We start from the raw sequence: 23,119 nt of genomic DNA, 5'->3' as shown, positions 1-23,119 counted from the left end.
GTCTGCGTTTCTCGGTCGGCGCTCAGGCGTCCCAGCCGGCCTGCCGGCCGCCGACGCGTTCGGCGCGGATCTTCTCGAAGTAGCCGGAGCGGGCGTATGCGGCCATCGGGTCCGGGTCCAGACCCGCGTCGGCGCGAAGCTCGGCGAGCAGCGGCCGCACGTCGGTGTGGTAGGCGTCCATCAACACCGCGTTCGCCGCGAGCACGTCACCGGCGTCCTGAGCGGCCCGCAACGCGGCCCGGTCGACGAGCAGCGCCTTCGCGGTGGCCTCCTGCACATTCATCACCGACCGGATGACCGCCGGGATCTTCGGCTCGATGTTGTGACACTGATCGAGCATGAACGCGACACCCGCCTCCGGACGCAGAGCGTCCGCGAGCACGATCTCGTGCATGATCCGGAACAGCTGGAACGGATCCGCCGCGCCGGCCATCAGATCGTCGTCGGCGTAGAAGCGGGAGTTGAAGTCGAAACCGCCCAGCTTCCCGGCCCGCAGCAGAACCGCCACGATGAACTCGATGTTGGTTCCAGGGGCGTGGTGCCCGGTGTCGATGACGACCTGCGCCTTCGGCCCGAGTTCGAGGCAATGCGCGTACGCGGTGCCCCAGTCCGGCACGTCCGTGGCATAGAACGCCGGCTCGAACAACTTGTACTCCACCAACATCCGCTGCCCGTCCCCGAGCCGGTCGTACGCCTCCCGCAGCGCCTCCGCCAGCCGATCCTGCCGAGCCCGCACATCGTCCTGACCGGGATAGTTGATGCCATCGGAGAACCACAACTTCAGATCGCGGGAGCCGGTGGCGTCCATGACGTCGACGCACTCCAGCAGGTGGTCGACCGCCTTGCGGCGCACCGCCGGGTCGGGGTTGGTCACGCTGCCCAACTTGTAGTCGTCGTCCTGGAAGACGTTGGCATTGATCGCACCGAGAGCCACGCCCTGCTCCTGGGCGTGGCGGGCCAGATCCGCATAGTCGTCGACACGGTCCCACGGAATGTGCAGAGCCACCGACGGGGCCACCCCGGTGAACCGGTGCACGACGGCAGCGTCGGCGACCTTCTCGTACGGATCCCGCGGCACACCCTCCTGCGCGAACACCTTGAACCGCGTACCGGAATTGCCGAACGCCCAGGACGCCGTCTCGATGCGCTGGGCACGCAGGGCCTGCTCGACCCGGTCGCGGGTTGCTTCGCTCTGCGTCATGGTGCGTCTCCCGTCCGGGCGGCGAGTTGCGCCCCGGGTCTGTCCAGCCGCCGTACGGCACGTCCGACTGCCTCGCGACGCACCTGAATCGTTTCATGCGCGTCCCGAGATAGGACCGTAGGGTGCGCGCCGGCGAACGTCAAGAGGTTCAAGCGCTTTTCCGACGTCATGCGGCCGGCTGGCCGACGCCGAGGTACCGGCCTTCGCGATCCGCTCGTGTCAGCACAATTCCGGCAGCAAGCCCTAGGCGATCCATAAAACGTTTTAGGCCGACGATCTCCAGCACCTCCGCGCGGACCTTCAGGCGGCCACGGGGTCGGGGGGCGGCGCAGAGGCCGCAGGTTCCCCGCCGCGATGGGGGGCGGTCCACCGCGCGATCCTCCCGAAACGAAGTCGAATGACAGAGGCCCCACGACGCCCGCCGCACCAGACTGACCGGCGAGCCGTCGCGGCGGGCTCCGCCCCGGCTCCGCACATCCCGATCCCCACCTGAGAGGACCCCCATGTCCGAGGAGAACAAGCGGATCGTCCGCGACTACTTCCGGGAACTGGACCGCGGCCGGACGACCCCGCTGCACCTGTGCACCGACGACTACCGGTTCCACCCGGCCGGGCTGCCGTCGATGGACCGGCAGGGGGTGAAGGAGTTCGGCGACGCGTTCTTCGCCGGCATGCCCGACCTGCGGCACCCCCTCGACGAGTTGATCGCGGACGGCGACCACGTGGCGCTGCGCTGTCGATACGAGGGCACCCACGACGGGGAACTGCTGGGTGTGCCCGCAAGCGGGCGGCGGGTGTCGGCGGTCGGCATCGGCATCATGCGAATCGAGGCGGGCAGGATCGCGGAGTTCTGGGTCTCGCCGGACCGGTTGACCATCATGCGGCAGATCGGTGCCCTGCCGGCGTAGTCAGGCGGGAAGTCGAATGACCGATGCAACGCACCAACGTGGCCGAACAGGATTGGTTCGGCAATCATCCGAACGGGCGACAGGAGCCTTACCATGCAGACAGTTCTCATCACCGGCGCCTCATCCGGATACGGGCGGAAAACCGCACGGCACTTCCTCGCGCAGGGGTGGAACGTCATCGCCACCATGCGCACGCCGCGCGCGGACGTCCTGCCCGAGTCGGACCGGCTCCGCGTCCTCGAACTCGACGTGACCAGGCCCGACACCATCACCGCCGCGTTCGCCGCGGCGGGGCCCCTCGACGCCCTGGTCAACAACGCCGGAGTCGGACTGATCGGCGTGTTCGAGGGCACGCCCATGGCCCGGGTCCGGGAGATCTTCGAGACCAACACCTTCGGGGTGATGGCCACCACCCAGGCGGTGCTGCCCCAGTTCCGCGAGCGCGGCTGCGGGGTCGTGGTCAACGTGACCTCCAGCGTGGTGCTCGGCCACATGCCGCTCTCGGCGGTCTACAAGGCCAGCAAGATGGCCATCGAGGGTTTCACCGCGTCCCTCGCCCTGGAGCTCGCCGAGTTCGGCGTGCGGGCGAAGACCGTCGAGCCGGGCGCCTGCCTGACGACGAACTTCGCCGCCGGGGCCACGAACAACATCGACCTCACCGCCTCGCTGGAGGGCCTGGTCCCGGCGCCCTACGAGCCCTTCGCGAAGAAGGCCCTCGGCGGCTTCGTCAACCAGGACCTGTTCACCCGGGAGAGCGACGTCGCCGAGGCGGTGTGGCGGGCCGTCCATGACACCACCGGCCAGTTGCGGTTCCCTGCCGGCCCCGACGCCGTCTGGCTCGACCAGGCGAGGTGATCCGGCCGGACCGCGCGGTGAGGCGCGGTCCGGGCGGTCCGGCCCCGCGGCGTGCGGGGTCGGACCGCGTGCACCACGAAGACGCGCCGCCTCAGCGATAGGACCGCCCGATGAGCTGCCTGGCCAGTGAGCACGACACCGACACCCGCATCCGTGAGCTGCTCGCCGCGCACGGCACGCCGCTGACCCGGTTCGTCCGGGGGCTGACCATGGGCAACCGGCAGACCGCCGAGGACGTGGTGCAGGAGACCCTGCTCCGGGCGTGGCGCCACCTCGACTCGCTGCCGCCGGACAGCGGGGGCAGCAGCCGGCGCTGGCTGTTCACCGTCGCCCGGCGGCTGGTCATCGACGAGGCGCGGCGGCGGCAGGCCCGCCCGGTCGAGGTCGCCGCCCAGGCGGCCCAGGAGTATGGCGTGACCGGCGACGAGACGGCCGACACGGCGATCGCGAGCCAGGCGCTACGCCAGGCGGTCGCCCGGCTCAGCGCGGACCACCGCCGGGTGTTGCACGAGGTCTACTTCCGCGACCGGACAGTCGACGAGATCGCCACCGAACTGGGCATTCCGGTCGGCACCGTGCGCTCCCGTGTCTACTACGCGCTGCGGGCCCTCCGCGCCGCGATGGGAGAGGGCTGACAGGGAGGCAGGGGCTGCCGCACTCCCCCGGGTGCGTACCCGGCTCTGCCGTCGCCGGCGGTCCCGGCTGGCCGGCGGCGGATGAGCCCGGAATCCGGATCGTGGTCACGGTGGTTCAATTGCGGTCATGCCGCTCGACGAGTTGCGCGTTCTGCTGGCCCGGCACGCCCGGCCCGACCTGGGCACGGGCATCGCCGACGTGCGTATCTTCCGTGCCGATCGGCCCGACCCGCCGACGCCGACCACCTACGGCAGGGTGCTGGCCCTCGTCGCGCAGGGCACGAAGCGGTTCGCGCTCGGCGACCGCGTGTACGAGTACCAGGCCGGGGAGTATCTCGTCGCCTCGGTCGACCTGCCGGTTACCGCGCACTTCGCCCGGGCCAGCCCGGAAGAGCCGGCGCTCGGCTTCGGCCTGACCCTCCACCCGGCCGCCGTCGCCGACGTGCTGCTCCAGGCCGACCCGGCGGACCTGCCGCCACCCGCCACCGACGTGCCGGCGGGCCTGGCCGTCAGCAGGGCCCCCGTCGAGCTGCTCGATGCCGCCGTCCGCCTGCTGCGCCTGCTCGACCAGCCCCGCGACATCCCCATGATCGCGCCCCTGATCAAGCGGGAGATCATCTGGCGGCTGCTCACCGGCGAGCAGGGCGGCGTCCTGCGCCAGTTCGGCCTGCCCGACAGCAGCCTCAGCCACATCGCCCGGGCCGTCCAGTGGATCCGCGACAACTACGCGCGGCCCTTCCGCGTCGAGGACGTGGCGCAGCAGGCGGGAATGAGCGTCTCCGCGTTCCACCGCAACTTCCAGGCCGTCACCTCGATGAGCCCGATCCAGTATCAGAAGCAGATCCGCCTGCAACGCGCCCGGCTGCTGCTCGCCGCGAGCCCCGGCGACGTCGCCGGGGTCAGCCGCCGCGTCGGCTACGAGAGCCCCGCCCAGTTCAGCCGCGAGTACCGCCGGCAGTTCGGGGGCCCGCCCCGCCAGGACGCGGCCCGCCTGCACGCCCGCACCGCCGCACGGGTCACGCCCCGCGACAGTTGACCGGAACTCGCGTTCTCTTGCCCGATCCTGCCCGCCTGCCCGACGGACGGCCGGGTGGCTGATCACCGCCGGTAGCCTGCCCGAGCAGAGGGCCGAGGTCGGCCGGGGGCCGACGGACAACGACGGGCGCGTGAGGTACGGGTGGCCGGTAGCGAACTGTTCGGACGCCACGACGACCTGGCGCAGCTCGCCGAGTTCCTCGACGGGGTGCGCCAGGGCGGCGGGGCGCGGCTGATCTGCGGCGAGCCGGGGGTCGGCAAGTCCGCCCTGATGACCGCCGCCATGGAGTTCGCCCTCGCGGACGGGATGCGCGTGCTGCGGGCGTCCGGGTCGGAGTTCGAGGCCGACGTCAGCTACTCCGGCCTGCACCAGCTGCTGCTGCCCGCACACGCGGCTCTCGACCGTCTCCCGCCCGGTCCGCGCGAGGCGCTGTCGGTGGCGCTCGGCTTCGGCGTCGGCACGCCCCCGGACGTCCTCCTGGTCTGCAACGCCGCCCTGCTGCTCGTCACGGAGCTCACGGCCGACGAGCCGGTCCTGCTGGTGGTCGACGACGTGCACTGGCTCGACCGCGCGAGCGCCGTCGTCCTCGGCTTCATCGCCCGGCGGCTGGCGGGTGTCCGGGCCGGGCTGCTGGCGTCGACCAGGGCGGGATCGGTGAGCTTCCTCGACCTGCGGGGGCTGTCCGAGCACGCCGTCGGGCCGCTCGACGACGAGGCCGCGGGGCGGCTGGTCGACGCCCGCCACCCGCAACTGCCGGCGCGGGTACGCCGCCGCCTGCTCGACCTCGCCCAGGGCAACCCCCTCGCGCTGATGGAGCTGCCCGCCACGCTGCTGGGCTCCGTGCGGCGCACGGAGACGCAGCCCGAGGTGGTCCCCCTCAGCGACCGGTTGCAGGCGATCTTCGCGGCCCGGTTGACCGGGCTGCCCGAGGCGACCCGGCGGGTGCTGCTGCTGGCCACCTTCGAGGGCACCGGCGACGTCCGGGTGCTCCGCGCCGCGCTGCCCGACCAGTCCAGCCTGGCCGACCTGGCCCCCGCCGAGCGGGCGCAGCTCGTCCGGGTGGACGACGCCACGGCCCGGATCGCGTTCCGGCATCCACTGATCCGCTCGGCGATCGTGGCCATGTCCACCCACGAGGAGCGCCGCACCGCGCACGTCGCCCTCGCCGGAGCCCTGGTCGACGACGAGGAACGCCGCGCGTGGCACCTCGCGGCGGCCGCTGTCGGCCCGGACGAGGCGGTGGCGGAACTCCTGGAAGAGGCGGCGCACCGGGTGATGCGGCGCGGGGACGGGTTCGCGGCGGTGGCGGCCCTGGTCCGCGCCGCCGAGCTGAGCGCCACGAGCGCCGGCCGGGGGCGGCGGCTCGCCGAGGCCGCGTACATCGGCGCGGAGGCCAGCGGCACCATCGACGACGCGAAGATCCTGCTGACCGACGCGCGTCGGGCGGCTCCCGACTCTGCCGGTTCGCTGCACGCGGCCAACGCGACCGCCTTCCTCATGATCAACGGGGACGGCGACGTGAACACCGCCCACCGGCTGCTGGTGGGCGCCATCGAGACCGGCGACCACGGCTACCGGGCCGCCGACCCCGCGCTCGTCGAGGCCATGCACACCCTGCTGCTGCTGTGCTGGTACGGCAGCAGGCCGGAGTACTGGGAACCGTTCTTCGCGATGCTGCGCCGGATCCGGCCCCGGCCGCCGGACGTGCTCGCGCTGGCGAGCGACAGCTTCGCCGACCCGGTGCGCACCGGGAAGGCCGCGCTGGGCCGGATCGATGCGGTGCTCCGCACGCTGACCGAGAACGAGGACCCCACCCGCATCATGCGGATCGGCACGGCCTCGGTGTACCTCGATCGTCTCGGCGACTCGCGGGAGGCGTCCTGGCGGCTGGTCGAGCACGGGCGCAACGGCGGGGCGCCCCGCCGGCACCTCGGGGCCCTGATGCACCTGTGCCTCGACGACTTCCTGACCGGCCGGTGGGACGAGGCCGAGGAACTCGCCGCGGAGGGCCAGCGGACCTGCGACACCAGCGGCTTCTCGTTCTTCGCGTGGTACTTCCGGTACAACCGGGCGATCCTCGCCGCCGGCCGGGGACGGTTCGACGAGGCGTACGCGCTCGCCGACGAGATCACCCACTGGGCGCTGCCCCGGGGCGTCGCCGCCGCCGCGCTGTTCGCGCAGCATCCCCGGGTGCTCGCCGCCATGGGGCAGGGCGACTACGACGCCGCCTTCGGCCACGCCGCCGCGATGAGCCCGCCCGGCGTGCTCGCCTCCCACGTGCCGCACTGCACCTGGGTCATGTTCGACCTGGTCGAGGCGGCCGTACGCACCGGGCGTACGGCCGAGGCCCGGGCCCACGTCCAGGCGATGCGGGACGCGGACCTGGCCGTCCTGTCGCCCCGGCTGGCCCTGCTCCAGGCCGGCGCGGAGGCCCTCGTCCTCGACGACGACGAGTCGGTGACCCGCGTGGAGGCCCTGCTGGTCGAACCCGTCACCCGACGGTGGTTGTTCGACGGCACCCGGGTGCGGTTGGCCCTCGGGGAGCGGCTGCGGCGGACCCGGTCGCCGGTGGAGGCCCGGCCGCACCTGCTCGCCGCACGGGACGGATTCGCCGCCCTGGCTGCAGAGCCCTGGCTCGACCGGGTAGAGGGGGAACTGCGTGCCTGCGGTCACCGTCCGACCCCCCGGCAGCGGGGTGACCTGACCGCGCTGACGGCGCAGGAACTCCAGATCGCGGAGCTGGCGGCGAGCGGCCTGACCAACAAGCAGATCGCCGAGCGCCTGTACCTGTCCCACCGGACCGTCGGCGCCCACCTGTACCGGATCTTCCCCAAGCTGGGCGTCACGTCCCGGGCCGCGCTCCGGGACGCGCTGTCGCCGCCTGCTGCTGGGCAGACTGCGCGCTGAGCTCGTCGGCCTGCGTCTCCTTCGCTTCGAGCAGCCGCTCCAGGAGACGCCGGGTGGTGGGGTCGTCGCCGCCGAGCCAGCGCACCGCCTCCTGCAACGTCTGGACGAGGATCCGCGCCCCGACGAGGTTCTGCGTCACGATGCCGACGACGTCACCGTCGGGGAACGCCCGGAAGGCGACCCGGGACCGGGCGCTGAGGTGCTGCGGGTCGTAGTCGCCGGCGCACCCGAGCTGCCGGATCCGGGTCGCGACCAGCCGGGCGTCACCACGGTCGCGGTCGGCCCCGGCGAACAGGAGCTCCGCGAGCGGCCGGGCCGACGGAGCGCGGACGACCAGCGCATGCTGCTCGTACTGCAACGAGGACACGACCAGGCTCGCCAGCAGCACGTTGAGCAGGCGCGTGGTCGCCGTCAGGTCAGCCCGGTTCGACGGCGTGACCGGCCCGTCGTCGAGGTCGAACAGGGCCCGGTCGCGGACCTCGCGCATCCGCAGCACGGTGGGCGGCGATGCGGGGTGTTCCCGTCCTGATGGCGTCACGCCGTCGATGGTGCGGCGCGGCACCCGGCCCGCACATCTGTCGAATGACCTAACCCGGGGACGAGGTGCCGGCGGCGGAGGGTGCTCGCGGCGGCGGAGGGTCCTCGCGGCCCCGGGCCGGTGCACAAGGACGCGGCGCGGGCCGGCGGCTCCGCTCACGTCACCGGCCCCGCCCTGCCGCCGGCCTGCCCGGTTCCGGCACGACCGGCTAGGTCATCGTCGTCGGCGGCCCGGATCTCGGAAGTCGGATGACTGATGAAGGCCGGCCCGGCGGCCCCGAAGGTAGAGACCAGCCAGGCAATACCGTCGCCGCCGACATCCGGCGGCAGCCGCCGAGGAGAGTGCCCGATGACCATCAGCTACGGCTTCCACGCCACCATGACCGCCCAGCCCGGCAAGGGCGACGAACTCGCCGACTTCCTGCTCGCGTCGCCGTCGCTGACGAACGAGGACTGCGTCGTCTTCCTGATCGGCCGTTCCGCCGCCGACTCCGACGTCGTCCACGTCACCGAGGGCTGGACGACCGAGGAGGCGCACCACCGGTTCTTCGCCACCGCCGAGGCGCAGGCCCTGCTGGCGCAGCTCCAGCCGCTGATCGTCGGCGAGCCGGCATACCTCGACGAGGTGCCGGTCGGCGGCAAGGCCGCCATCTGAGACCCGCCCGTCCGTCCGCCCGTCCCTACGGCCGTCCATCCGGCCGTCAACATCGAACACGACAGGAAGCCCCTCATGGTACTGACACGTCCCCCCTTCGACCCCGAGCTGCGCGCGCTCCTGGCCGACATGCCGCTCGTACCCGAACTCAACCGCGACGTGCTCCCGCAGATCCGGCAGTTCTCGTCGACGCCCGTGGAGCCGCTGCTCGAAGGCCGGGCGATCGACCGGCGCGAGGTCGGCATCGCCGGCCCGGACGGCACGAACATCCCGCTGTCCGTCTTCCGCCCCGCCGGCCCGGAACACACCGCTCCGGTGCCCTGCGTCTACTGGATGCACGGCGGTGGCATGGTGATGGGCGACCGCTTCTCCCAGCTCGACATCCCCTTGGAGTGGCTCGACCGGTTCGGCGCCGTCGTGGTCTCCGTGGACTACCGGCTGGCACCCGAGGCCACCGGCACCAGCCTGGTCGACGACTGCTACCACGGTCTGCTGTGGGTGGCCGAGCACGCCGACGAGCTGGGCGTCGACCCGGACCGGATCGTCGTCGCCGGGGTCAGCGCCGGCGGCGGCCTCACCGCCGGGATCGCCCTGCTGGCCCGCGACCGCGGCGGCCCGCCGCTCGCCGCCCAGGTGCTGATCTGCCCCATGCTCGACCATCACAACGACACCACCTCCAGCCGCCAGTACGCCGGTGAGCCCGGGGTGTGGACGCGCGAGATGAACGAGTTCGGCTGGCGGTCGGTGCTCGGCGACGTCGCCGACGACGCCGTACCCGGGCATGTCTCTCCCGCGACGGCCGACGACCTGTCCGGCTTGCCGGACGCCTACGTCGACGCCGGCACCGCCGAGGTGTTCCGCGACGAGGCCGTCGCCTACGCCACCCGCATCTGGGCCGCCGGCGGCCAGGCCGAGCTGCACGTCTGGGCGGGCGGCTTCCACGGCTTCGACGCCCTGTACCCGCAGGCGCGGGTCTCGGCCCAGGCCCGCCGCGCCCGCACCGACTGGCTCGCCCGGGTCCTGGACCCCGCCGCCGGGCCGGCCCGGCCGCAGCTCTCCGGGCAGCGGGCCGGACGATGAGCGACAACCACCGGGCGGAGTTCCTGCGCGAGTTCCTCCGCGACCCGTTCACCGTCGCCTCGGTCGCCCCCAGCGGCCGACTGCTGGCCGACCTCGTCACCGCGCCCGTCCCCGGCGCCGGCGAGCCGCTGGTGGTCGAACTCGGCCCCGGCACCGGGGCGTTCACGGCCGCCATCCAGCGCCGGCTCGCTGGCCGGGGTCACCACCTCGCGGTCGAGGTCAACGAGCGGTTCGCCGGCCTGCTGGCCGCCCGGTACCCCCGGCTCGACGTCGCCGTGGCCGACGCACGCGGCCTCGGCGACGTGCTGGCACAGCGGGGCCACGGCCGGGCGGACGTGATCGTGAGCGGGCTGCCGTGGGCAGCGTTCGCCGAGGGCCAGCAGGACGAGCTGCTGCACGCCGTCACCGGCGCGCTCACGCCGGACGGGGCGTTCACCACGTTCGGCTACACGTTCGCCCGCTGGGCCCCGCCCGCCCGACGACTGCGGCGGGCGCTGGGCGACCGGTTCGAGGAGGTCGTGACCGGCCGCACCGTGTGGGCCAACGTGCCGCCGGCCTTCGTGTACTTCTGCCGGCGGCCCCGGGCCACCGCGCGACCGCGCGCGCTGGTGTCCCTGGCCGGCTGAGAACGGAACCCCGAGAGGCGGGTTGGCCATGGGGAAGCAGCCGACGCGTCCGACCCGGGATGGTCGGCCGGGGGCGGTGGCCGTGCCCGCCCCCGGCGACGGCTCAGAACGCCCGGAAGGAGTGGTACTCGCCGGCCGGGAAGGTGCGCAGGGTGCCCAGGCCCACCGCCGCGCCCGCGCAGTCGGCGCTGCGGAACGCGAGGACCTGCTCCACCCCACCGGCGGCGGCCAGGGAGTCGGCGCTCGCCGGGAACGCCGTGCAGGCGCCGTCGGGCTCGGGGACGTGCAGCACCGGCGTGGCGAACGTGCCCTGGTAGAAGGTCAGGCCCGCGGCCAGCGCGGCGTGCGCCGGCAGCGCCGTCGCGGCAGTGGCCCCCGCCACGGCGGCCAGGCCCACGACGGTACGAACGATCCGCTTCCTCATGCTGCTGCCTCCTGTGCTCGACGAACGGCGGTGCGGTTCCCGACCCACCATTCATCGAGACACCTGAGTTCTCAACGATTCCGCCCGGTGAAATAATCGACACATGTTCATGCCCCCGCCGATGAATTCGGCGGGGTCGCCTACGTGTCGCCCGTCGTACGCGGGACCGGGCGGGTCAGTTCCCGGCCCGGCGCAGGAACTCCACGCTGTGCCGGGTCCACTCGTCCTCGACCGCGCAGGTGCGCTCGATCGACTCCTGCCGGGGCAACCAGTGCTCGACGATCTGGTTGATCCCGCGCTCGGCCGGCCGGACCCGCGCCACCATCGCGGCGTAGTCCAGCAGGCCGGTGCCGAGCGGGCAGCCGACCAGCGAGAAGCCCACCCACCCCGGGGCCCGGGTGAAGGCGAAGTCCTTGACGTGCAGGTTCACCACGTACGGCGCGGTGCGCTCCACGGTGGTCGCGGGCAGTTCGAGCCGGGCCACGCAGTTCGCCGGGTCGAGGCACACCCCCAGGTGCGGGTCGTCCACCCCGCGTACGACCGCGAGCAGGTCGTCGGTGGCCACCTGCTCGTAGGTCTCCAGGCCGATGGTGACGCCCCGGGCGGCGTACCCGGGCAGGGCGGCGGCGAGCAGGGTGACGGCCTCGGCGACGGTCGGGCGGTGCGCGGCGGTGTTCAGCATGGTGCGCACGAAGCCGACGTCGAGCCGGCCGGCCAGGTCCAGGTAGCGGGCCAGGCTCGGGCCGTCGACGCCCCGGGTGCCCAGCTCCAGCCGGACGCCGAGGGCGGACGCCCGGCGGCGCAGCCGCTCCAGTTCCCCGTCGGACGCCTCCTCGATCGGCGGGTAGTCGCAGATCTGGAAGACGGTCGCCCCGGCCTCGGCGGTCCGCTCGACCATGTCGGTCAGGGACAACGGGCGCTGCGCCGCCGTCCAGCGCCAGAAGAACGAGTACGTGCTCAGGCCGATGGCCACGGCGGCTCCCCGGTGCGGGCCGGCGCGCCGCCGGCGGTGTGGGCACTGTCCCCGGTGTCGCCGGTGGGGGCGGCACCGGCGAGGGTGGCCGCCTCGTCGAGGATCGCGGCCAGGGCCGCCGGGTCGTGGGCGAACCGGCCGAGGAACAGCCCGTCGACCCGGTCGCCGAGCCGGCCGAGCAGCCCCGGTCCGGCGCTGCCGCCGTAGATCACCCGGCTGCCGGCCCGGCCCGGCTGGTCGGCGATCCAGTCGCGCAGCGGCCCGGTGACGGCCCCGATGTGCTGCGGCGGGGCCGGCTCGGGCCGGCCGATCGCCCACCATGGTTCGTACGCCAGGACCACGGGGCCGGGCGGGGCGGCGGCGAGGGCGGCGCGGGCCTGGGCGACGCAGTCGGCGGCGGCCGCCGGGGCGTCGACCCGGTCGGGCTCGCCGACGCAGAGCACCGGTGTCAGGCCGTTGCGGAGCGCCGCCGTGGTCTTGGCGGCGACGACGGCGTCGTCCTCTCCGAAGAGGGTACGGCGCTCGAAGTGGCCCACCTCGGCGAAGCGGCAGCCCAGCTCGGCGAGCAGCGCGCCGCTGGTGCCGCCGGTGACCGCGCCCCGGTCGGTGTGGTGCAGGTCCTGGGCGCCGACGTGGACGCGGGTGCCGGCGAGGACGCCCCGGACCGGGGCGATCAGCGGCGCCGACGGCAGCACGAACAGCTCGACCCGTCCGGCCGCGACAGCGTCGTGGCCGCGGGCCAGTCGCGCCACGTCCGCGCACCAGCGCAGCGTCTCCCGCTCCCCGAAGTACATCTTGAGGCTGACCCCGACGGTCAGCGGGCGGTCGCGCATCGGCTCAGCACGACCCGGTCGACTCGTACGTCGACATCAGCCGGACCTTCGCCCCCGACGGCGACGAGTCGTCGAAGTCGTAGGCCAACCACTCGCGGGCAAGCCGGCGGGCCAGCTCCGGCCCGATGACGCGCTGGCCGAAGGTGAGGACCTGGGCGTTGTTGCTCAGGATGGCCCGTTCGACGGAGTAGCTGTCGTGGGCGGTGACCGCGCGGATGCCGGCGACCTTGTTGGCGGCGATGGCCACGCCCAGGCCGGTGCCGCAGACCAGCAGCGCCCGGTCGGCCCGGCCCGCCGCGACGATCTCGGCGGCGGCGATGGCGACGATCGGGTAGGCGGTGTGCCCGTCCGCGTCGACGCCCACGTCGATCACCTCGGCCACCCGCTCATGGCCGCGCAGGTCGGCCTTGAGCATCTCCTTGTACTGGTAGCCGGCGTCGTCGGCGCCGACGACGATCCGCAGCCTGCTGGCGCTCATCGCGCGGTCTCCTCTGCACGGGTGGGGGCGTCTTCTCGGGTGGGGGCGGTGGCGGCTTCTTCCCCGGTGGGCGCGACGGCCGCCAGGATCAGGGCGAGCGAGACCGCCCCCGCGTCCGGGGCGCCGACGCTGCGGTGGGCCAGGGGGCGGGCCCGACCGACGCGGGGCACCAGGTCGGCGGTGGCCCGGGCCGCCGCGTCGGCCACGGCGGCGGCCTCCCGCCAGGCGGCGGCGAGCGGCTGTCCGGCCTGCACGCGGTCGGCCAGCGTGGCGGCGAAGGGCGCGAACGCGTCGACGAGGGTCTTGTCGCCGACGGCGGCCCCGCCGACCCGGGTGACGTCGGCCAGCGCCCGGGAGACCGCACTGGTCACCCGCGCGGGGGTCGGCTCGCTCTCGTCGCCAAGGGCCAGGGCCGCGCCGCGCAGGGCCACCCCCCACAGCGCGCCGGAGGTGCCGCCGCCGGCGTCGGCCCAGGCGTCCCCGGCCCGGGTCAGCGCGGTGCCGACCCCGGCGCCGGCGGCGACGGCGGCCCCGGCGGCGGCCACGGCGGCGTTGACGCCCCGGCTCATCCCGATGCCGTGGTCGCCGTCGCCGGCCAGGGCGTCGATGCGGCCCAGCTCGTCGGCGTGCGCGTCGACGGCGTCCCGCGCCGCCGCGAGCGCGCCGAGCAGGCGGCGGCCGGCGGCCCGCGACGCGGGGCTCGCGGGCGGCACGGGTTCCGCCGCCTCCTCGGCGAGGACCGGCGCGGGCGGCGCGGCGGCGGTGGCCGACAGGCCGCGTCGGAAGCCGGGGGCGTCGGCCGGGGCGCACCACAGCGGGGTCAGCTCGTCGGTCAGCCAGCAGACGGTCAGCGAGACGCCGGCCATCTCGAAGCTGGTCACCAGCTCGCCGACGGCCGGGGCGACGACCTGCACACCGGCGGCGGCGAGCAGCTCGGCGACCCGCCGGTAGACGACGAACAGCTCCTCGTACTTGACGCTGCCCAGCCCGTTGAGCAGGACGGCGGCCCGCTGGCCGGCGGGGGCGTCGATCCCGGCCGGCAGTTCGGCGAGGACGGTGTCGACGAGGAGCTCGGCCAGGCCGTCGGCGTCGGGGCGGTCCCGCTCGTCGATGCCGGGCTCGCCGTGGATGCCCAGGCCGACGGCCATCCGCCCGGCGGGGACCGCGAACAGCGGGGCGGCCGCGCCGGGCAGGGTGCAGCCGGTCAGGGCGACCCCGAACGAGCGGGTCCGGGCGTTGGCCAGCCGGGCGATCCGCTCCACCTGGTCGAGGTCGAGCCCCCGGTCGGCGGCGGCAGCGGCCACCTTGAACACCACCAGTCCCCCGGCGATCCCCCGCCGCCGGTCGGCCTGCTCGGCCGGGGCGCTGGCCAGGTCGTCGGTGACGGCGACGGCGCGGCAGTCGACGCCCTCCGCCTCCAGGTGCACCCGGGCGGCGGTGAAGTTGAGGACGTCGCCGGCGTAGTTGCCGTAGGCCAGCAGGATCCCGCCGCCGCCGGACGCGGCCCGCGCCACCGACCGGACCTGCCGGGCCGACGGGGACGCGAAGACGTTGCCGACGGCCGCGCCGTGGGCGAGGCCCTCGCCGACCAGGCCGGCGAACGCCGGGTAGTGGCCGCTGCCGCCGCCGACGACGACGGCGACCCGCCCCGGTGCGGGAGCCGCCGCCCGGACCACGCCGCCGCCCACCCGGCGCACCAGCCCCGGGTGGGCCGCGACGAAGCCGTCGAGGGCCTGCGCGGCGAAGCGGGCGGGGTCGTTGGACAGGCGGGTCATCGCGCCGGCCGCACCGCGTCGATGCGCAGCATCCGGGCGATGACGGAGTCCAGCTCGGCGTCGTCGAAGATGCGCTTCCAGTCGTCGCGCACGATGGTCTCCCGCCCGTAGTCCATCGCGATGAGGCACGCCTCGGAGAACGGGTTGGAGCCGCGCAGCGAGTTGCTCAGCGCCACCTGGATGTGGCCGAAAAGCATCGCCTTCGCGGCCGCCTCGGGCACGCCGACGGTGTGGACGGTCTCGTGCAGCGCGTCGCGGAGCAGGCCGCTGATCATGCAGGCGACGGTCTCGACCAGGGTCGGCTCCAGGACGGCGAGCTGCTTGACGGTGACCCAGTGCACGTCGAGCACCGGGCCGTACATGATGCGGACGACGTCCTCGACGCGCGCGCGGACGGCGTCGTCGCCGGATTCGAGCGCGGCGACGACGTCCTGGGCGGCGGCGACGCCGCCGAAGGTGTCGGCGTACTCCTCGCCGGTGGTGCGCTCCAGGAAGACCGACGGGTGGCAGGGGTGGGCGCAGGCGAGGTGGATGTCGTCGCGGCGGGCGAGGACGCCGGCGTAGGCGGCGGCCGGGTCGAGCGTGAGCACGACGGCGCCCGGCTTGAGCAGCGGCACGAGCTGCGCGGAGATGTCCCCGAGCAGCACGTCGGGGACGGCGAGGACGACGACGTCGCTGTCGGCGGCGGCGGTGGCCGTGTCGCTCAGCTCGCGGCCCTCGGCGGTCACCCGGGCCCGGGCCGGCGGGTGGTTCTCGCAGTAGCGGACGGTGTGGCCGCTGCGCTGGAGGTTGGCCGAGATCCGCAGGCCCATCTTGCCGCCGGCGCCGACGACGGTGATGACCAGGTCCGAGGTGGACATGAGGGGCTCCTCACAAGGGTGGCAGAGGGGTTGGCGAAGGGTGGGGCCGGCGGGGGGGCGGGTGGCCCCGGCGGATGCCACGGGCCACGGCCGACGGAATGAAACGTTACAGTAGATGGCGCGGGACGGTCAACGGGCCGCCGCGCACCGGTGGCCTACAGCCGGTCGTACGCCACCAGGGTGAGGAATTCCGGCAGCTCGTCGGCGAGTGCGACGCGCGCGAAGACCTCCCGCGCGTCCTCCGGCCTGCCCTGTCGCCACACCCGGTCGCCGACCTCGGCGGCGATCCGCGCCATCTCCTCGGCGAGGATGCCGGCCACCAGGTCCCGCGTGACGACCCGCCCGTCGGGCAGCCGCGCGCCGTGCCGGATCCACTGCCAGACCTGGGATCGGGCGATCTCGGCCGTGGCCGCGTCCTCCATCAGGTTGTCGATCCCGGCCGCGCCCCGTCCGGTCAGCCAGAACGACAGGTATTGAAACGTCACACTGACGTTGCCCCGCAGCCCGGCCTCGGTGACCGACCCCGGGGTGGACGCCACGTCGAGCAGGTCGGCCGGGGTCGTCGTGACATCGTCGCGCCGCCGGTCGAGCTGGTTCGGCCGCTCCCCCAGCACCGCGTCGAACGCCGCGCGGGCCACCGGCACCACGTCGGGGTGGGCGACCCAGGTGCCGTCGAAGCCGTCGCCGGCCTCGCGGCGCTTGTCCGCGTCCACCGCCGCCACGGCCCGGGCGTTGGCCTCCGGGTCGCGGCGGGACGGGATGAGGGCGGCCATGCCACCCATCGCGAACGCGCCGCGCCGGTGACAGGTGGCCACCAGCAGCTCCGTGTACGCCCGCATGAACGGCACGGTCATCGTCACCGCCGTGCGGTCCGGCAGCACGAACCCCGGCCGGTCCCGGAAGGTCTTGATCATCGAGAAGATGTAGTCCCAGCGGCCGGCGTTGAGCCCGTACGAGTGCTCCCGCAGCTCGAACAGGATCTCGTCCATCTGCAGCGCCGCCGGGAACGTCTCGATCAGCACCGTGGCCCGGATGCTGCCCCGGGGCACCCCGAGCGCGTCCTGGGCGTGGAGGAACACGTCGTTCCACAGCCGCGCCTCCAGGTGGTGCTCCAGCTTCGGCAGGTAGAGGTACGGTGCGCTGCCCCGCTCCAGCAGCCGGCGGGCGTTGTGGAAGGCGAACAGCCCGAAGTCCATCAGCGCCCCGGCGACGGGGACGCCGTCGACCAGCAGGTGCTTGTCGACCAGGTGCCAGCCGCGCGGGCGGACCAGCAGGGTGGCCGGCGAGTCGACCAGCCGGTACCGCCGGCCGTCGGAGGCGTCGTGGGTGATCGTCCGGTCGATCGCGTCGGTCAGGTTGAGGTGGCCCTCGACCTGGTTGCGCCAGGTCGGGCTGTTGGCGTCCTCGAAGTCGGCCATGAAGCCGCGGGCCCCCGAGTTGAGGGCGTTGATCACCATCTTGCGGTCCGTAGGGCCGGTGATCTCGACGCGGCGGTCGGCGTAGTCGGGGCGGGGCGGGGCGACCCGCCAGTCGCCGGCCCGCACGTCGGCGGTCTCCGGCAGGAAGCCGGTCGGCGCGGGTCGGGCGGCGCGGTCGGCCAGCAGCTCCCGCCGGCGCGGGTCGAAGCGGCGGTGCAGCCCGGCCACGAAGTCCAGGGCGGCAGGGCTGAGCACCTCGGCCCGCGCGCGCTCGCTCAGCGGCGGCGCGGCGGAGTAGGAAACGGTCACGGTGGCTCCAGTCTCGGCGGCGGCCGGGGCCGCTGGCCCGGCGCTCGGCGGCCGGGGCCGCTGACGCCCGGCCGGGGCGGTTCAGTCGGGTTCGCGGGGGACCAGTTCGTGGCGGGGGTGGTGGCCGCGGATCACGCGGATCACCTCGTCCACCATCAGGTCGAAGAAGCGCGGCTCGCTGGCGGCGGTGACCCCGGCGATGTGCGGGCTGAGGAAGACGTTGGGCAGGGCGCGGACGGGGTGCCCGGCCGGGATCGGCTCCGGGTCGAAGACGTCGAGGCAGGCGACGATGTCGCCGGTCGCGAGCCGGTCGAGGAGCGCGGCCGAGTCGACGACCGCGCCCCGGGACACGTTGACGAAGACCGCGCCGGGCCTGAGCAGGGCGATCTCGCGGGCGCCGAGCAGGCCCCGGGTGGCGCTGGTCAGGGGGGCCAGGCAGACCACCACGTCGGACCCGGAGAGCACGCCGTCGAGGCTGGTCAGGGTGAGGTCGTAGACGTCGGCGAGCACCCGGGGCGCGTACGGGTCGTGAGCGAGGACGTCCACCCCGAAGGGCGCGAGGAGTTCCAGCAGCCGCCGGCCGATGTGGCCGAGCGCGATGATGCCGACCGTCCGGCCGGTCAGCTCGCCGTTGCGGTAGCCGGGGTCGTCGAGGAACACGCCGCGGTCGGGCCAGAGCACCTCGTCGGCGACGAGGCGGCGGAACAGCGCCCCGGCGTTGCGCAGGCCGACGAGCATCAGCGCGAGCGCCCACTCGGCCACCGGGTCGGAGGAGCCGTTGGTGGTGTCCACCGCCCAGACCCCCCGGGCGCGGGCGGCGGCGACGTCGACGCGGTGGGCGAAGCGGTCGCCGTGGGTGTCGCCGACGAGACGCAGCCGGGGCGCGGCGGCCAGCACCTCGTCGGTGACCCGGGGGCAGCCGTGGCTGACGACCAGCGCGTCGAGGTCGGCCACGAAGGCGGTCAGCCGGGCGACGGTCGCCGGGTCCGTCGGCGGCGGCGCGGTGGAGCGGTCCGGTCCGTCGAACTCCAGCCAGGCCACGTCGACGACCCCGGCGAGGCGGGCCAGCGCGGCCTCGGTGACGAAGCGTTCCCGGGTCGCCCGGTTGCACGCGACGCCCACCCGCGGGCGGGGCGGCGGGGTCACGTGCGGGCGGGGCGGCGGCGGGGTCATGCGCGGACTCCTTCCGGGTCGCCGAGCAGCCCGGCGAGGGTGCCGCCGAGGACCAGCGGCAGGTCGGCCGGCGCGATGAAGTCGCAGTGCCGCCGCACCGCCTCCAGCGACTGCCGGTACGTCATCGCCGCGCCGGAGGCCGGGTGGTCCGAGCCCCACACCAGGCGCCGGGGGCCCCACGTCTCGTAGTACGCCCGGACGACGTCCAACGCCGCCCGGTGCGGCACGTCCCAGGGGTCGGCCGCGCCGTACTGGAGGCCGGAGACCTTGACGATCAGGTTGGCGGGGACGGCCGGGTCGAGCACCCGGGCCAGGGCGTCGGCGACGCCGCCGGGCCAGGCCGGCACCAGGGCCAGGTGGTTGCACAGGATGGGCAGGCCGGGCACGGTCGCGGCGAGCGCGCGCAGGTCGGCGTGCCAGGCCGGCCCGGCGGCCAGCCCCATGAGCAGTCCCCGGCGCTCGGCGGCGGCGAACAGCGCCCGGGCGTCCGCCGAGCGCAGCCACCCGTCGTTGTCGGGGCCGAGGTAGTGGCTGATCCCGGCGAGGGGGTACCGGTCGGCGAGCGCCGCGAGCCGGTCGGCGGCCCCGGCCGTGTGGTGCCGGGGGCTCCACCGGCTGTCCAGGTCGGCGAAGTGGTGAAGCCGCCCGGGGTGCCGGGCCACCGCCGCCGCGACGTAGTCGTTGTTGTCGGCGTTGCGGTCGATCTCGGCGGCCACCACGACCGCCCGGTCCACCCCGGCGGCGGCCATCTCGTGCAGCAGCACCTCGACCCCGCCCCGGGTGGCGTCGTCCGGCACGGGCGGCCGGTACGGCCAGCGCGGCCAGGCGTGGGTGTGCGCGTCGACGATCACCGGTTCAGCCCTTCAGCGACCCGGCCGCCAGGCCCTTCATGATCTGCTTGTTGATGAACACGTAGACGACCAGGATGCCGAGCACGGTGGTGCAGATGCCGGCGAAGAGCGGGCCGTAGAGGGTCGAGCCGTACTCGCCGTTGAAGTTGAGCAGGCCCACCTGGATGGTGCTCAGCTCCTTGCTGGTGTTGAAGGTCAACGCGATGAGCAGGTCGTTCCAGACGGAGAAGAACATCAGCAGGCCGAGGGTGAGCAGGCCGTTGCGGACCATCGGCAGGCCGACGGAGAAGAACGCCCGGAACACCCCGGCCCCGTCCAGCGTCGAGGCCTCGAACAGCTCCCGGGGCACGGCCCGGAAGTAGGCCGCCATCAGGAACACCGTCAGCGGCAGGCCGTGCCCGACGTAGGTGAGGATGAGCGGCAGCAGCGAGTCGGTGAGGCCGAGGCGGAAGTAGATCGTGAACAGCGGCAGCAGGATCAGCTGCAGCGGCAGCATCATCCCGCCGACGATGAGCAGCAGGACGGTGTTGCGCCCCTTCCAGACCATCACCTCCAGGGCGAACCCGGCCGCCGCGCCGAGGGCGAGGATGAAGAACAGCGACGGCAGGGTCACCAGCAGGCTGTTGCGGATGACGGTGCCGATGCCGCCGAGTTCCCACGCGTCGACGTAGTTCTGGAAGTTCAGCTCGCGGGGCAGCGACCACAGCGGCTCGGTGATGAACTCGTTCTCGGTCTTCAGCGAGCTGGCGAACATCCAGAACAGCGGGTAGATGGTGATCACCAGCAGGACGGCGATCACCAGGCCCGTCCAGGCGCGGTTGCCCACCCGACGCCAGTTGACGCCGCGGCGGCGCGACGGCGCGGGTGGGGCAGGTGCGGTCGCGCGGGTCGCCACCGGCGCGGAGAGGTCCGTACGTGTCGCCATGGTCAGCCCTTGGTGAGGTCTCGTCGGGAGGAGCGGAACAGGAAGAGCGTGACGGTCAGGCAGATGGTGGTGATCAGGATCGCCAGGGTGCTGCCGTAGCCGTAGTCGCTGTAGAAGAACGAGGTCTGGAACATGTAGAGGTTCAGCGGGGTGGTCGACGTCCCGGGGCCGCCGTTGGTCAGCGCCACCACGGAGTCGAAGACCTTCAGCGAGGAGTTCAGGCTGAAGATGATCGACGAGATCAGCACCGGCAGCGCCAGCGGCAGCACGATGTGCCGCAGCAGCCGCCAGCCGACCGCCCCGTCGAGCCGCGCGGACTCCAGGACCTCGCCGGGAATGTCGAGCAGGCCGGTGTAGAGCAGCACCGCGTAGAAGCCCATGGTGCGCCACAGGTCCATCAGGATGATGACCCAGAACGCCTTGCTGCCGGTGGAGAACCAGTCGGTCGCCCCGAACCCCAGGAGGTCGAGCAGGCTGTTGGCCGGGCCGGTCTGCGGCGCGATGGCGAACATCTTGGAGAACAGCAGGCCGACCGCGACGGTGGGCAGCACCACCGGGAAGAAGACCAGGGTACGGATGAGCGCGGAGGCCCGGCGCAGCACGAAGACGTAGAACAGGGCCAGCGCCAGGCCGAGCAGGATCTGCCCGACCGTGATGACCAGGGCGTAGGTCACGGTGAACCGCAGCGAGGTCGGGACGATCGGGTCGTCCAGCAGCTTGCGGAAGTTGTCGAGCCCGACCGGGCGGAAGCCCTCGATCACGTTGCCGGTGGAGAAGGCGTAGAACAGCGACCACACCGACGGCACCAGCATGATCGCCGTGTACATGAACAACGCGGGCCCGAGCAGGATCGCGATGGCCTTTTTGTCACCGAATACTCGGTCCATTGATTACCCGTCCCAACCAAGGATGCCTGACCGGTTGGGCCGTCCACCGGGCGGCGGCTACCCGCCGCCGCCCGGTGGACCGGCCCGCCGGAACTACTGTGCCGCGGAGAGGTCGTTCTGGAGCAGGCTCATGTACTGCTCCGGCTTCATGGCGCCGGTGAGCAGCGGGGCGGCGTTGGCGCTGGCGTCGCCGGTCGCCTTGGTGTTGAACAGGGCCTCGAACCACAGGACGGTGGAGGTGCTGGCGTCGATGCGCTTCTGCAGGTCCTGGGTCAGCGGCGGGACGTTGGCCACCGGCTTGCCCATCTTGAAGCCGGAGAAGGCGCCCTGGGTCTCCATCAGCCCGCTGGCGTAGTTCTCGGCGATGCACTTGAGCCAGCCGCCGACCTCGGGGCTGTACTGCTTGGCGGAGATCGCCGTCGGCGCGCCGACGTTGGCCGGGTACTGGTCGATCGAGCCGCTGCCGCCGGTGACGGCGGGGACGGGCATGAACCCGATCGCGTCGCCGAGGGGGTTCTTCTTCGGGTCGTTGATGCTGGCCAGCAGCCAGCTGCCCATGTACATCATGGCGGCCTTGCCGTTGAGCAGGTTGGCCGTGGCGGTGTCGTAGTCGACGGAGGTGACCCCGTCGACGAAGTAGCCGGCCTTGCCGAGGTCGGCGATCGCCTGGGCGGCCCGGACGTACTCGGGGTCGGTCAGCTTGGCCTGCCCGTCGGCGACCTTCTTCAGCGCGTCGGGGCCCAGGTCGCGCAGGATGTACGCGCCGACCCAGCGGCTGATCGTCCAGCCGGTCTTGCCCGAGGCGGTGAACGGGGTGATCTTGGCGGCCTTCAGCTTCGCGGCGGCGGCGAGCAGCTCGTCCCAGGTGGCGGGGACGGCGATGCCCTGCTCCTCGAAGATCTTCTTGTTGTAGAAGATGCCCTCGATGTTGTACTGGAACGGGATGGTCGGGTACACGCCACCGCCGTAGAGCTTGTCGATCGTGTCGGACGCGGCCGGGGTGAGCTTGTCGGCGACGCCGAGGTCGGTCAGCGCCTTCTTGACGTCGACGAGCTGACCGGACTTCTGCAGCGCCCCGTCCTTGTTGATCAGGGCGTTGCCCCCGGCGAACAGCACCGGGAGCGCGTCCTGGCCGGCGAGGAGCTGCACCTTCTGCTGCATGTTGCTGCTGGGGGTCTGCTCGATCTTGAGCGGCAGCGCGTCGTTCTGGGCCTTGCACTCGCCGGCGGCGAGCCGGTTGAGCTCGGCGGGGATCTGGGTGTTCTCGGTGGTGAACAGCGCCGAGAACGCGGTGGGCTTGGAGGCGGAACCGGACTTGGTGCCGGTGCCTGCCGCACTGCATCCCGAAACCAGCAGGGCGGCGGCGCTGACAGCCGCTACTGTGCGTAGTGTGGGGTGCGTGCGAGCGGCTCGCCAGGTTCTGATCACGGGTGCTCCTCGGGGGCAGGGATGGTCGTGCGAAGCAACGCGCATAGCCGGCCGGCCTTTAAATCGTTTCAACGGACGGATGCTACCTGCGTCACATCCGCAGTGTCAACAGGCTGTTTCCCGCTTGTAACGCGGCCCGGCCGCCGCCCCAGCTCCGCCGGTCGGCGGGGCGACAGCGACACGGAGCAGGGCGGAATGCGCGCACGCCGGACAGGCAGTGGCCGCGCCCCGGCAGACGGGCTTGCCAGCACCGCTCTGAAACGTTATACATGCAGGGCCCTCGCCGCCCGCCGCCGTCGGCCTCATCCCGTCCCCGGGGCCACGAGGAGCAGCCGCGCGCCGTCC

At 73.4% G+C, this 23,119-nt stretch carries 22 protein-coding genes; 8 read left to right on the top strand and 14 right to left on the bottom strand.

Annotated elements, in window-relative coordinates:
• Nucleotides 1-22: 22 nt before the first annotated feature.
• The gene (gene rhaI, locus ACVMYR_RS23640) at nucleotides 23-1,201 is read right to left on the bottom strand and encodes an L-rhamnose isomerase (RefSeq protein WP_457122774.1); all 1,179 of its coding nucleotides are present in this window, start codon (nucleotides 1,199-1,201) and stop codon (nucleotides 23-25) included.
• Nucleotides 1,202-1,704: 503 nt separating this feature from the next.
• Here rhaI and ACVMYR_RS23635 point away from each other — a divergent pair.
• The 5 genes from ACVMYR_RS23635 (at nucleotide 1,705) to ACVMYR_RS23615 (ending at nucleotide 7,542) form a co-directional block, all read left to right on the top strand.
• Nucleotides 1,705-2,109: an ester cyclase gene (locus ACVMYR_RS23635; RefSeq protein WP_077939703.1), complete on the top strand. Its 405-nt coding sequence runs from the start codon at nucleotides 1,705-1,707 to the stop codon at nucleotides 2,107-2,109.
• Between the two features lie 93 nt (nucleotides 2,110-2,202).
• Entirely contained in the window at nucleotides 2,203-2,964 is a 762-nt protein-coding gene (locus tag ACVMYR_RS23630; RefSeq protein WP_457122773.1) for an SDR family oxidoreductase, read from the top strand.
• A 110-nt stretch (nucleotides 2,965-3,074) separates the two neighbouring features.
• Nucleotides 3,075-3,599, top strand: a complete 525-nt coding sequence (locus tag ACVMYR_RS23625) for a sigma-70 family RNA polymerase sigma factor (RefSeq protein WP_077939701.1) — start codon at nucleotides 3,075-3,077, stop codon at nucleotides 3,597-3,599.
• 127 nt (nucleotides 3,600-3,726) lie between these two features.
• Nucleotides 3,727-4,635, top strand: coding sequence for an AraC family transcriptional regulator (locus ACVMYR_RS23620; protein WP_077939700.1), 909 nt, complete (start codon nucleotides 3,727-3,729; stop codon nucleotides 4,633-4,635).
• 141 nt (nucleotides 4,636-4,776) lie between these two features.
• Nucleotides 4,777-7,542, top strand: a complete 2,766-nt coding sequence (locus ACVMYR_RS23615) for an ATP-binding protein (protein ID WP_457122772.1) — start codon at nucleotides 4,777-4,779, stop codon at nucleotides 7,540-7,542.
• Here the strand turns inward: ACVMYR_RS23615 and ACVMYR_RS23610 are convergent.
• Nucleotides 7,478-8,080: a ferritin-like domain-containing protein gene (locus tag ACVMYR_RS23610; protein ID WP_144082781.1), complete on the bottom strand. Its 603-nt coding sequence runs from the start codon at nucleotides 8,078-8,080 to the stop codon at nucleotides 7,478-7,480. The genes ACVMYR_RS23615 and ACVMYR_RS23610 overlap by 65 nt on opposite strands.
• A 348-nt stretch (nucleotides 8,081-8,428) precedes the next feature.
• Between ACVMYR_RS23610 and ACVMYR_RS23605 the strand changes: the two genes are divergently transcribed.
• The 3 genes from ACVMYR_RS23605 (at nucleotide 8,429) to ACVMYR_RS23595 (ending at nucleotide 10,440) form a co-directional block, all read left to right on the top strand.
• Nucleotides 8,429-8,734 (top strand): putative quinol monooxygenase, encoded by a 306-nt coding sequence (locus ACVMYR_RS23605; protein WP_077939697.1) that lies wholly within the window; start codon nucleotides 8,429-8,431, stop codon nucleotides 8,732-8,734.
• Nucleotides 8,735-8,809: 75 nt separating this feature from the next.
• A complete protein-coding gene (locus ACVMYR_RS23600) occupies nucleotides 8,810-9,814 on the top strand; it encodes an alpha/beta hydrolase (RefSeq protein ID WP_457122771.1) in 1,005 nt (334 codons plus the stop codon).
• Nucleotides 9,811-10,440 (top strand): class I SAM-dependent methyltransferase, encoded by a 630-nt coding sequence (locus ACVMYR_RS23595; protein ID WP_077939695.1) that lies wholly within the window; start codon nucleotides 9,811-9,813, stop codon nucleotides 10,438-10,440. Before ACVMYR_RS23600 ends, ACVMYR_RS23595 begins: the two co-directional genes overlap by 4 nt.
• A 103-nt stretch (nucleotides 10,441-10,543) precedes the next feature.
• On the opposite strand, the gene ACVMYR_RS23590 is transcribed toward ACVMYR_RS23595, so the two are convergent.
• From ACVMYR_RS23590 to ACVMYR_RS23535, 12 genes are all read right to left on the bottom strand, one after another.
• The gene (locus ACVMYR_RS23590; RefSeq protein ID WP_396788624.1) at nucleotides 10,544-10,864 is read right to left on the bottom strand and encodes a hypothetical protein; all 321 of its coding nucleotides are present in this window, start codon (nucleotides 10,862-10,864) and stop codon (nucleotides 10,544-10,546) included.
• A gap of 175 nt (nucleotides 10,865-11,039) precedes the next feature.
• Nucleotides 11,040-11,837, bottom strand: coding sequence for a sugar phosphate isomerase/epimerase family protein (locus ACVMYR_RS23585; protein WP_457122770.1), 798 nt, complete (start codon nucleotides 11,835-11,837; stop codon nucleotides 11,040-11,042).
• Nucleotides 11,822-12,670, bottom strand: a complete 849-nt coding sequence (locus ACVMYR_RS23580; protein WP_457122769.1) for a triose-phosphate isomerase family protein — start codon at nucleotides 12,668-12,670, stop codon at nucleotides 11,822-11,824. The genes ACVMYR_RS23585 and ACVMYR_RS23580 overlap by 16 nt, the downstream gene beginning before the upstream one ends.
• A gap of 4 nt (nucleotides 12,671-12,674) precedes the next feature.
• Entirely contained in the window at nucleotides 12,675-13,148 is a 474-nt protein-coding gene (locus ACVMYR_RS23575; RefSeq protein WP_091286729.1) for a ribose-5-phosphate isomerase, read from the bottom strand.
• Nucleotides 13,145-14,923, bottom strand: a complete 1,779-nt coding sequence (locus tag ACVMYR_RS23570; protein ID WP_457122768.1) for a dihydroxyacetone kinase family protein — start codon at nucleotides 14,921-14,923, stop codon at nucleotides 13,145-13,147. The genes ACVMYR_RS23575 and ACVMYR_RS23570 overlap by 4 nt, the downstream gene beginning before the upstream one ends.
• A complete protein-coding gene (locus tag ACVMYR_RS23565) occupies nucleotides 14,920-15,783 on the bottom strand; it encodes a phosphogluconate dehydrogenase C-terminal domain-containing protein (RefSeq protein WP_457122767.1) in 864 nt (287 codons plus the stop codon). The genes ACVMYR_RS23570 and ACVMYR_RS23565 overlap by 4 nt, the downstream gene beginning before the upstream one ends.
• Nucleotides 15,784-15,938: 155 nt before the next feature.
• Nucleotides 15,939-17,510: a malate synthase A gene (gene aceB / locus ACVMYR_RS23560; protein WP_457122766.1), complete on the bottom strand. Its 1,572-nt coding sequence runs from the start codon at nucleotides 17,508-17,510 to the stop codon at nucleotides 15,939-15,941.
• Between the two features lie 81 nt (nucleotides 17,511-17,591).
• Nucleotides 17,592-18,683 (bottom strand): hydroxyacid dehydrogenase, encoded by a 1,092-nt coding sequence (locus ACVMYR_RS23555; protein ID WP_457122765.1) that lies wholly within the window; start codon nucleotides 18,681-18,683, stop codon nucleotides 17,592-17,594.
• Nucleotides 18,680-19,534 carry an amidohydrolase family protein gene (locus ACVMYR_RS23550; RefSeq protein WP_457122764.1) on the bottom strand — a complete coding sequence of 285 codons (855 nt, stop codon included), beginning with the start codon at nucleotides 19,532-19,534 and terminating at the stop codon, nucleotides 18,680-18,682. Before ACVMYR_RS23550 ends, ACVMYR_RS23555 begins: the two co-directional genes overlap by 4 nt.
• Nucleotides 19,535-19,538: 4 nt before the next feature.
• The gene (locus tag ACVMYR_RS23545; RefSeq protein WP_077939687.1) at nucleotides 19,539-20,459 is read right to left on the bottom strand and encodes a carbohydrate ABC transporter permease; all 921 of its coding nucleotides are present in this window, start codon (nucleotides 20,457-20,459) and stop codon (nucleotides 19,539-19,541) included.
• Between the two features lie 2 nt (nucleotides 20,460-20,461).
• Complete coding sequence (locus ACVMYR_RS23540) at nucleotides 20,462-21,346, bottom strand: carbohydrate ABC transporter permease (protein ID WP_077939686.1); 885 nt, start codon at nucleotides 21,344-21,346, stop codon at nucleotides 20,462-20,464.
• A gap of 93 nt (nucleotides 21,347-21,439) precedes the next feature.
• The gene (locus tag ACVMYR_RS23535; RefSeq protein ID WP_199486155.1) at nucleotides 21,440-22,774 is read right to left on the bottom strand and encodes an ABC transporter substrate-binding protein; all 1,335 of its coding nucleotides are present in this window, start codon (nucleotides 22,772-22,774) and stop codon (nucleotides 21,440-21,442) included.
• Nucleotides 22,775-23,119 lie beyond the last annotated feature (345 nt).

The sequence above is a fragment of the Micromonospora sp. PTRAS2 genome, assembly GCF_054052245.1.
This window is presented reverse-complemented; position numbering and strand designations above follow the sequence as displayed.

Coding starts and splice junctions, on each gene's coding strand:
- ACVMYR_RS23590 (WP_396788624.1), bottom strand. CDS start 10,864: ATGAGGAAGCGGATCGTTCGTACCGTCGTGGGCCTGGCCGCCGTGGCG.
- ACVMYR_RS23625 (WP_077939701.1), top strand. CDS start 3,075: ATGAGCTGCCTGGCCAGTGAGCACGACACCGACACCCGCATCCGTGAG.
- ACVMYR_RS23595 (WP_077939695.1), top strand. CDS start 9,811: ATGAGCGACAACCACCGGGCGGAGTTCCTGCGCGAGTTCCTCCGCGAC.
- ACVMYR_RS23555 (WP_457122765.1), bottom strand. CDS start 18,683: ATGACCCCGCCGCCGCCCCGCCCGCACGTGACCCCGCCGCCCCGCCCG.
- ACVMYR_RS23540 (WP_077939686.1), bottom strand. CDS start 21,346: ATGGACCGAGTATTCGGTGACAAAAAGGCCATCGCGATCCTGCTCGGG.
- ACVMYR_RS23635 (WP_077939703.1), top strand. CDS start 1,705: ATGTCCGAGGAGAACAAGCGGATCGTCCGCGACTACTTCCGGGAACTG.
- ACVMYR_RS23620 (WP_077939700.1), top strand. CDS start 3,727: ATGCCGCTCGACGAGTTGCGCGTTCTGCTGGCCCGGCACGCCCGGCCC.
- ACVMYR_RS23630 (WP_457122773.1), top strand. CDS start 2,203: ATGCAGACAGTTCTCATCACCGGCGCCTCATCCGGATACGGGCGGAAA.
- ACVMYR_RS23605 (WP_077939697.1), top strand. CDS start 8,429: ATGACCATCAGCTACGGCTTCCACGCCACCATGACCGCCCAGCCCGGC.
- ACVMYR_RS23570 (WP_457122768.1), bottom strand. CDS start 14,923: ATGACCCGCCTGTCCAACGACCCCGCCCGCTTCGCCGCGCAGGCCCTC.
- ACVMYR_RS23565 (WP_457122767.1), bottom strand. CDS start 15,783: ATGTCCACCTCGGACCTGGTCATCACCGTCGTCGGCGCCGGCGGCAAG.
- ACVMYR_RS23600 (WP_457122771.1), top strand. CDS start 8,810: ATGGTACTGACACGTCCCCCCTTCGACCCCGAGCTGCGCGCGCTCCTG.
- ACVMYR_RS23545 (WP_077939687.1), bottom strand. CDS start 20,459: ATGGCGACACGTACGGACCTCTCCGCGCCGGTGGCGACCCGCGCGACC.
- ACVMYR_RS23575 (WP_091286729.1), bottom strand. CDS start 13,148: ATGAGCGCCAGCAGGCTGCGGATCGTCGTCGGCGCCGACGACGCCGGC.
- rhaI (WP_457122774.1), bottom strand. CDS start 1,201: ATGACGCAGAGCGAAGCAACCCGCGACCGGGTCGAGCAGGCCCTGCGT.
- ACVMYR_RS23580 (WP_457122769.1), bottom strand. CDS start 12,670: ATGCGCGACCGCCCGCTGACCGTCGGGGTCAGCCTCAAGATGTACTTC.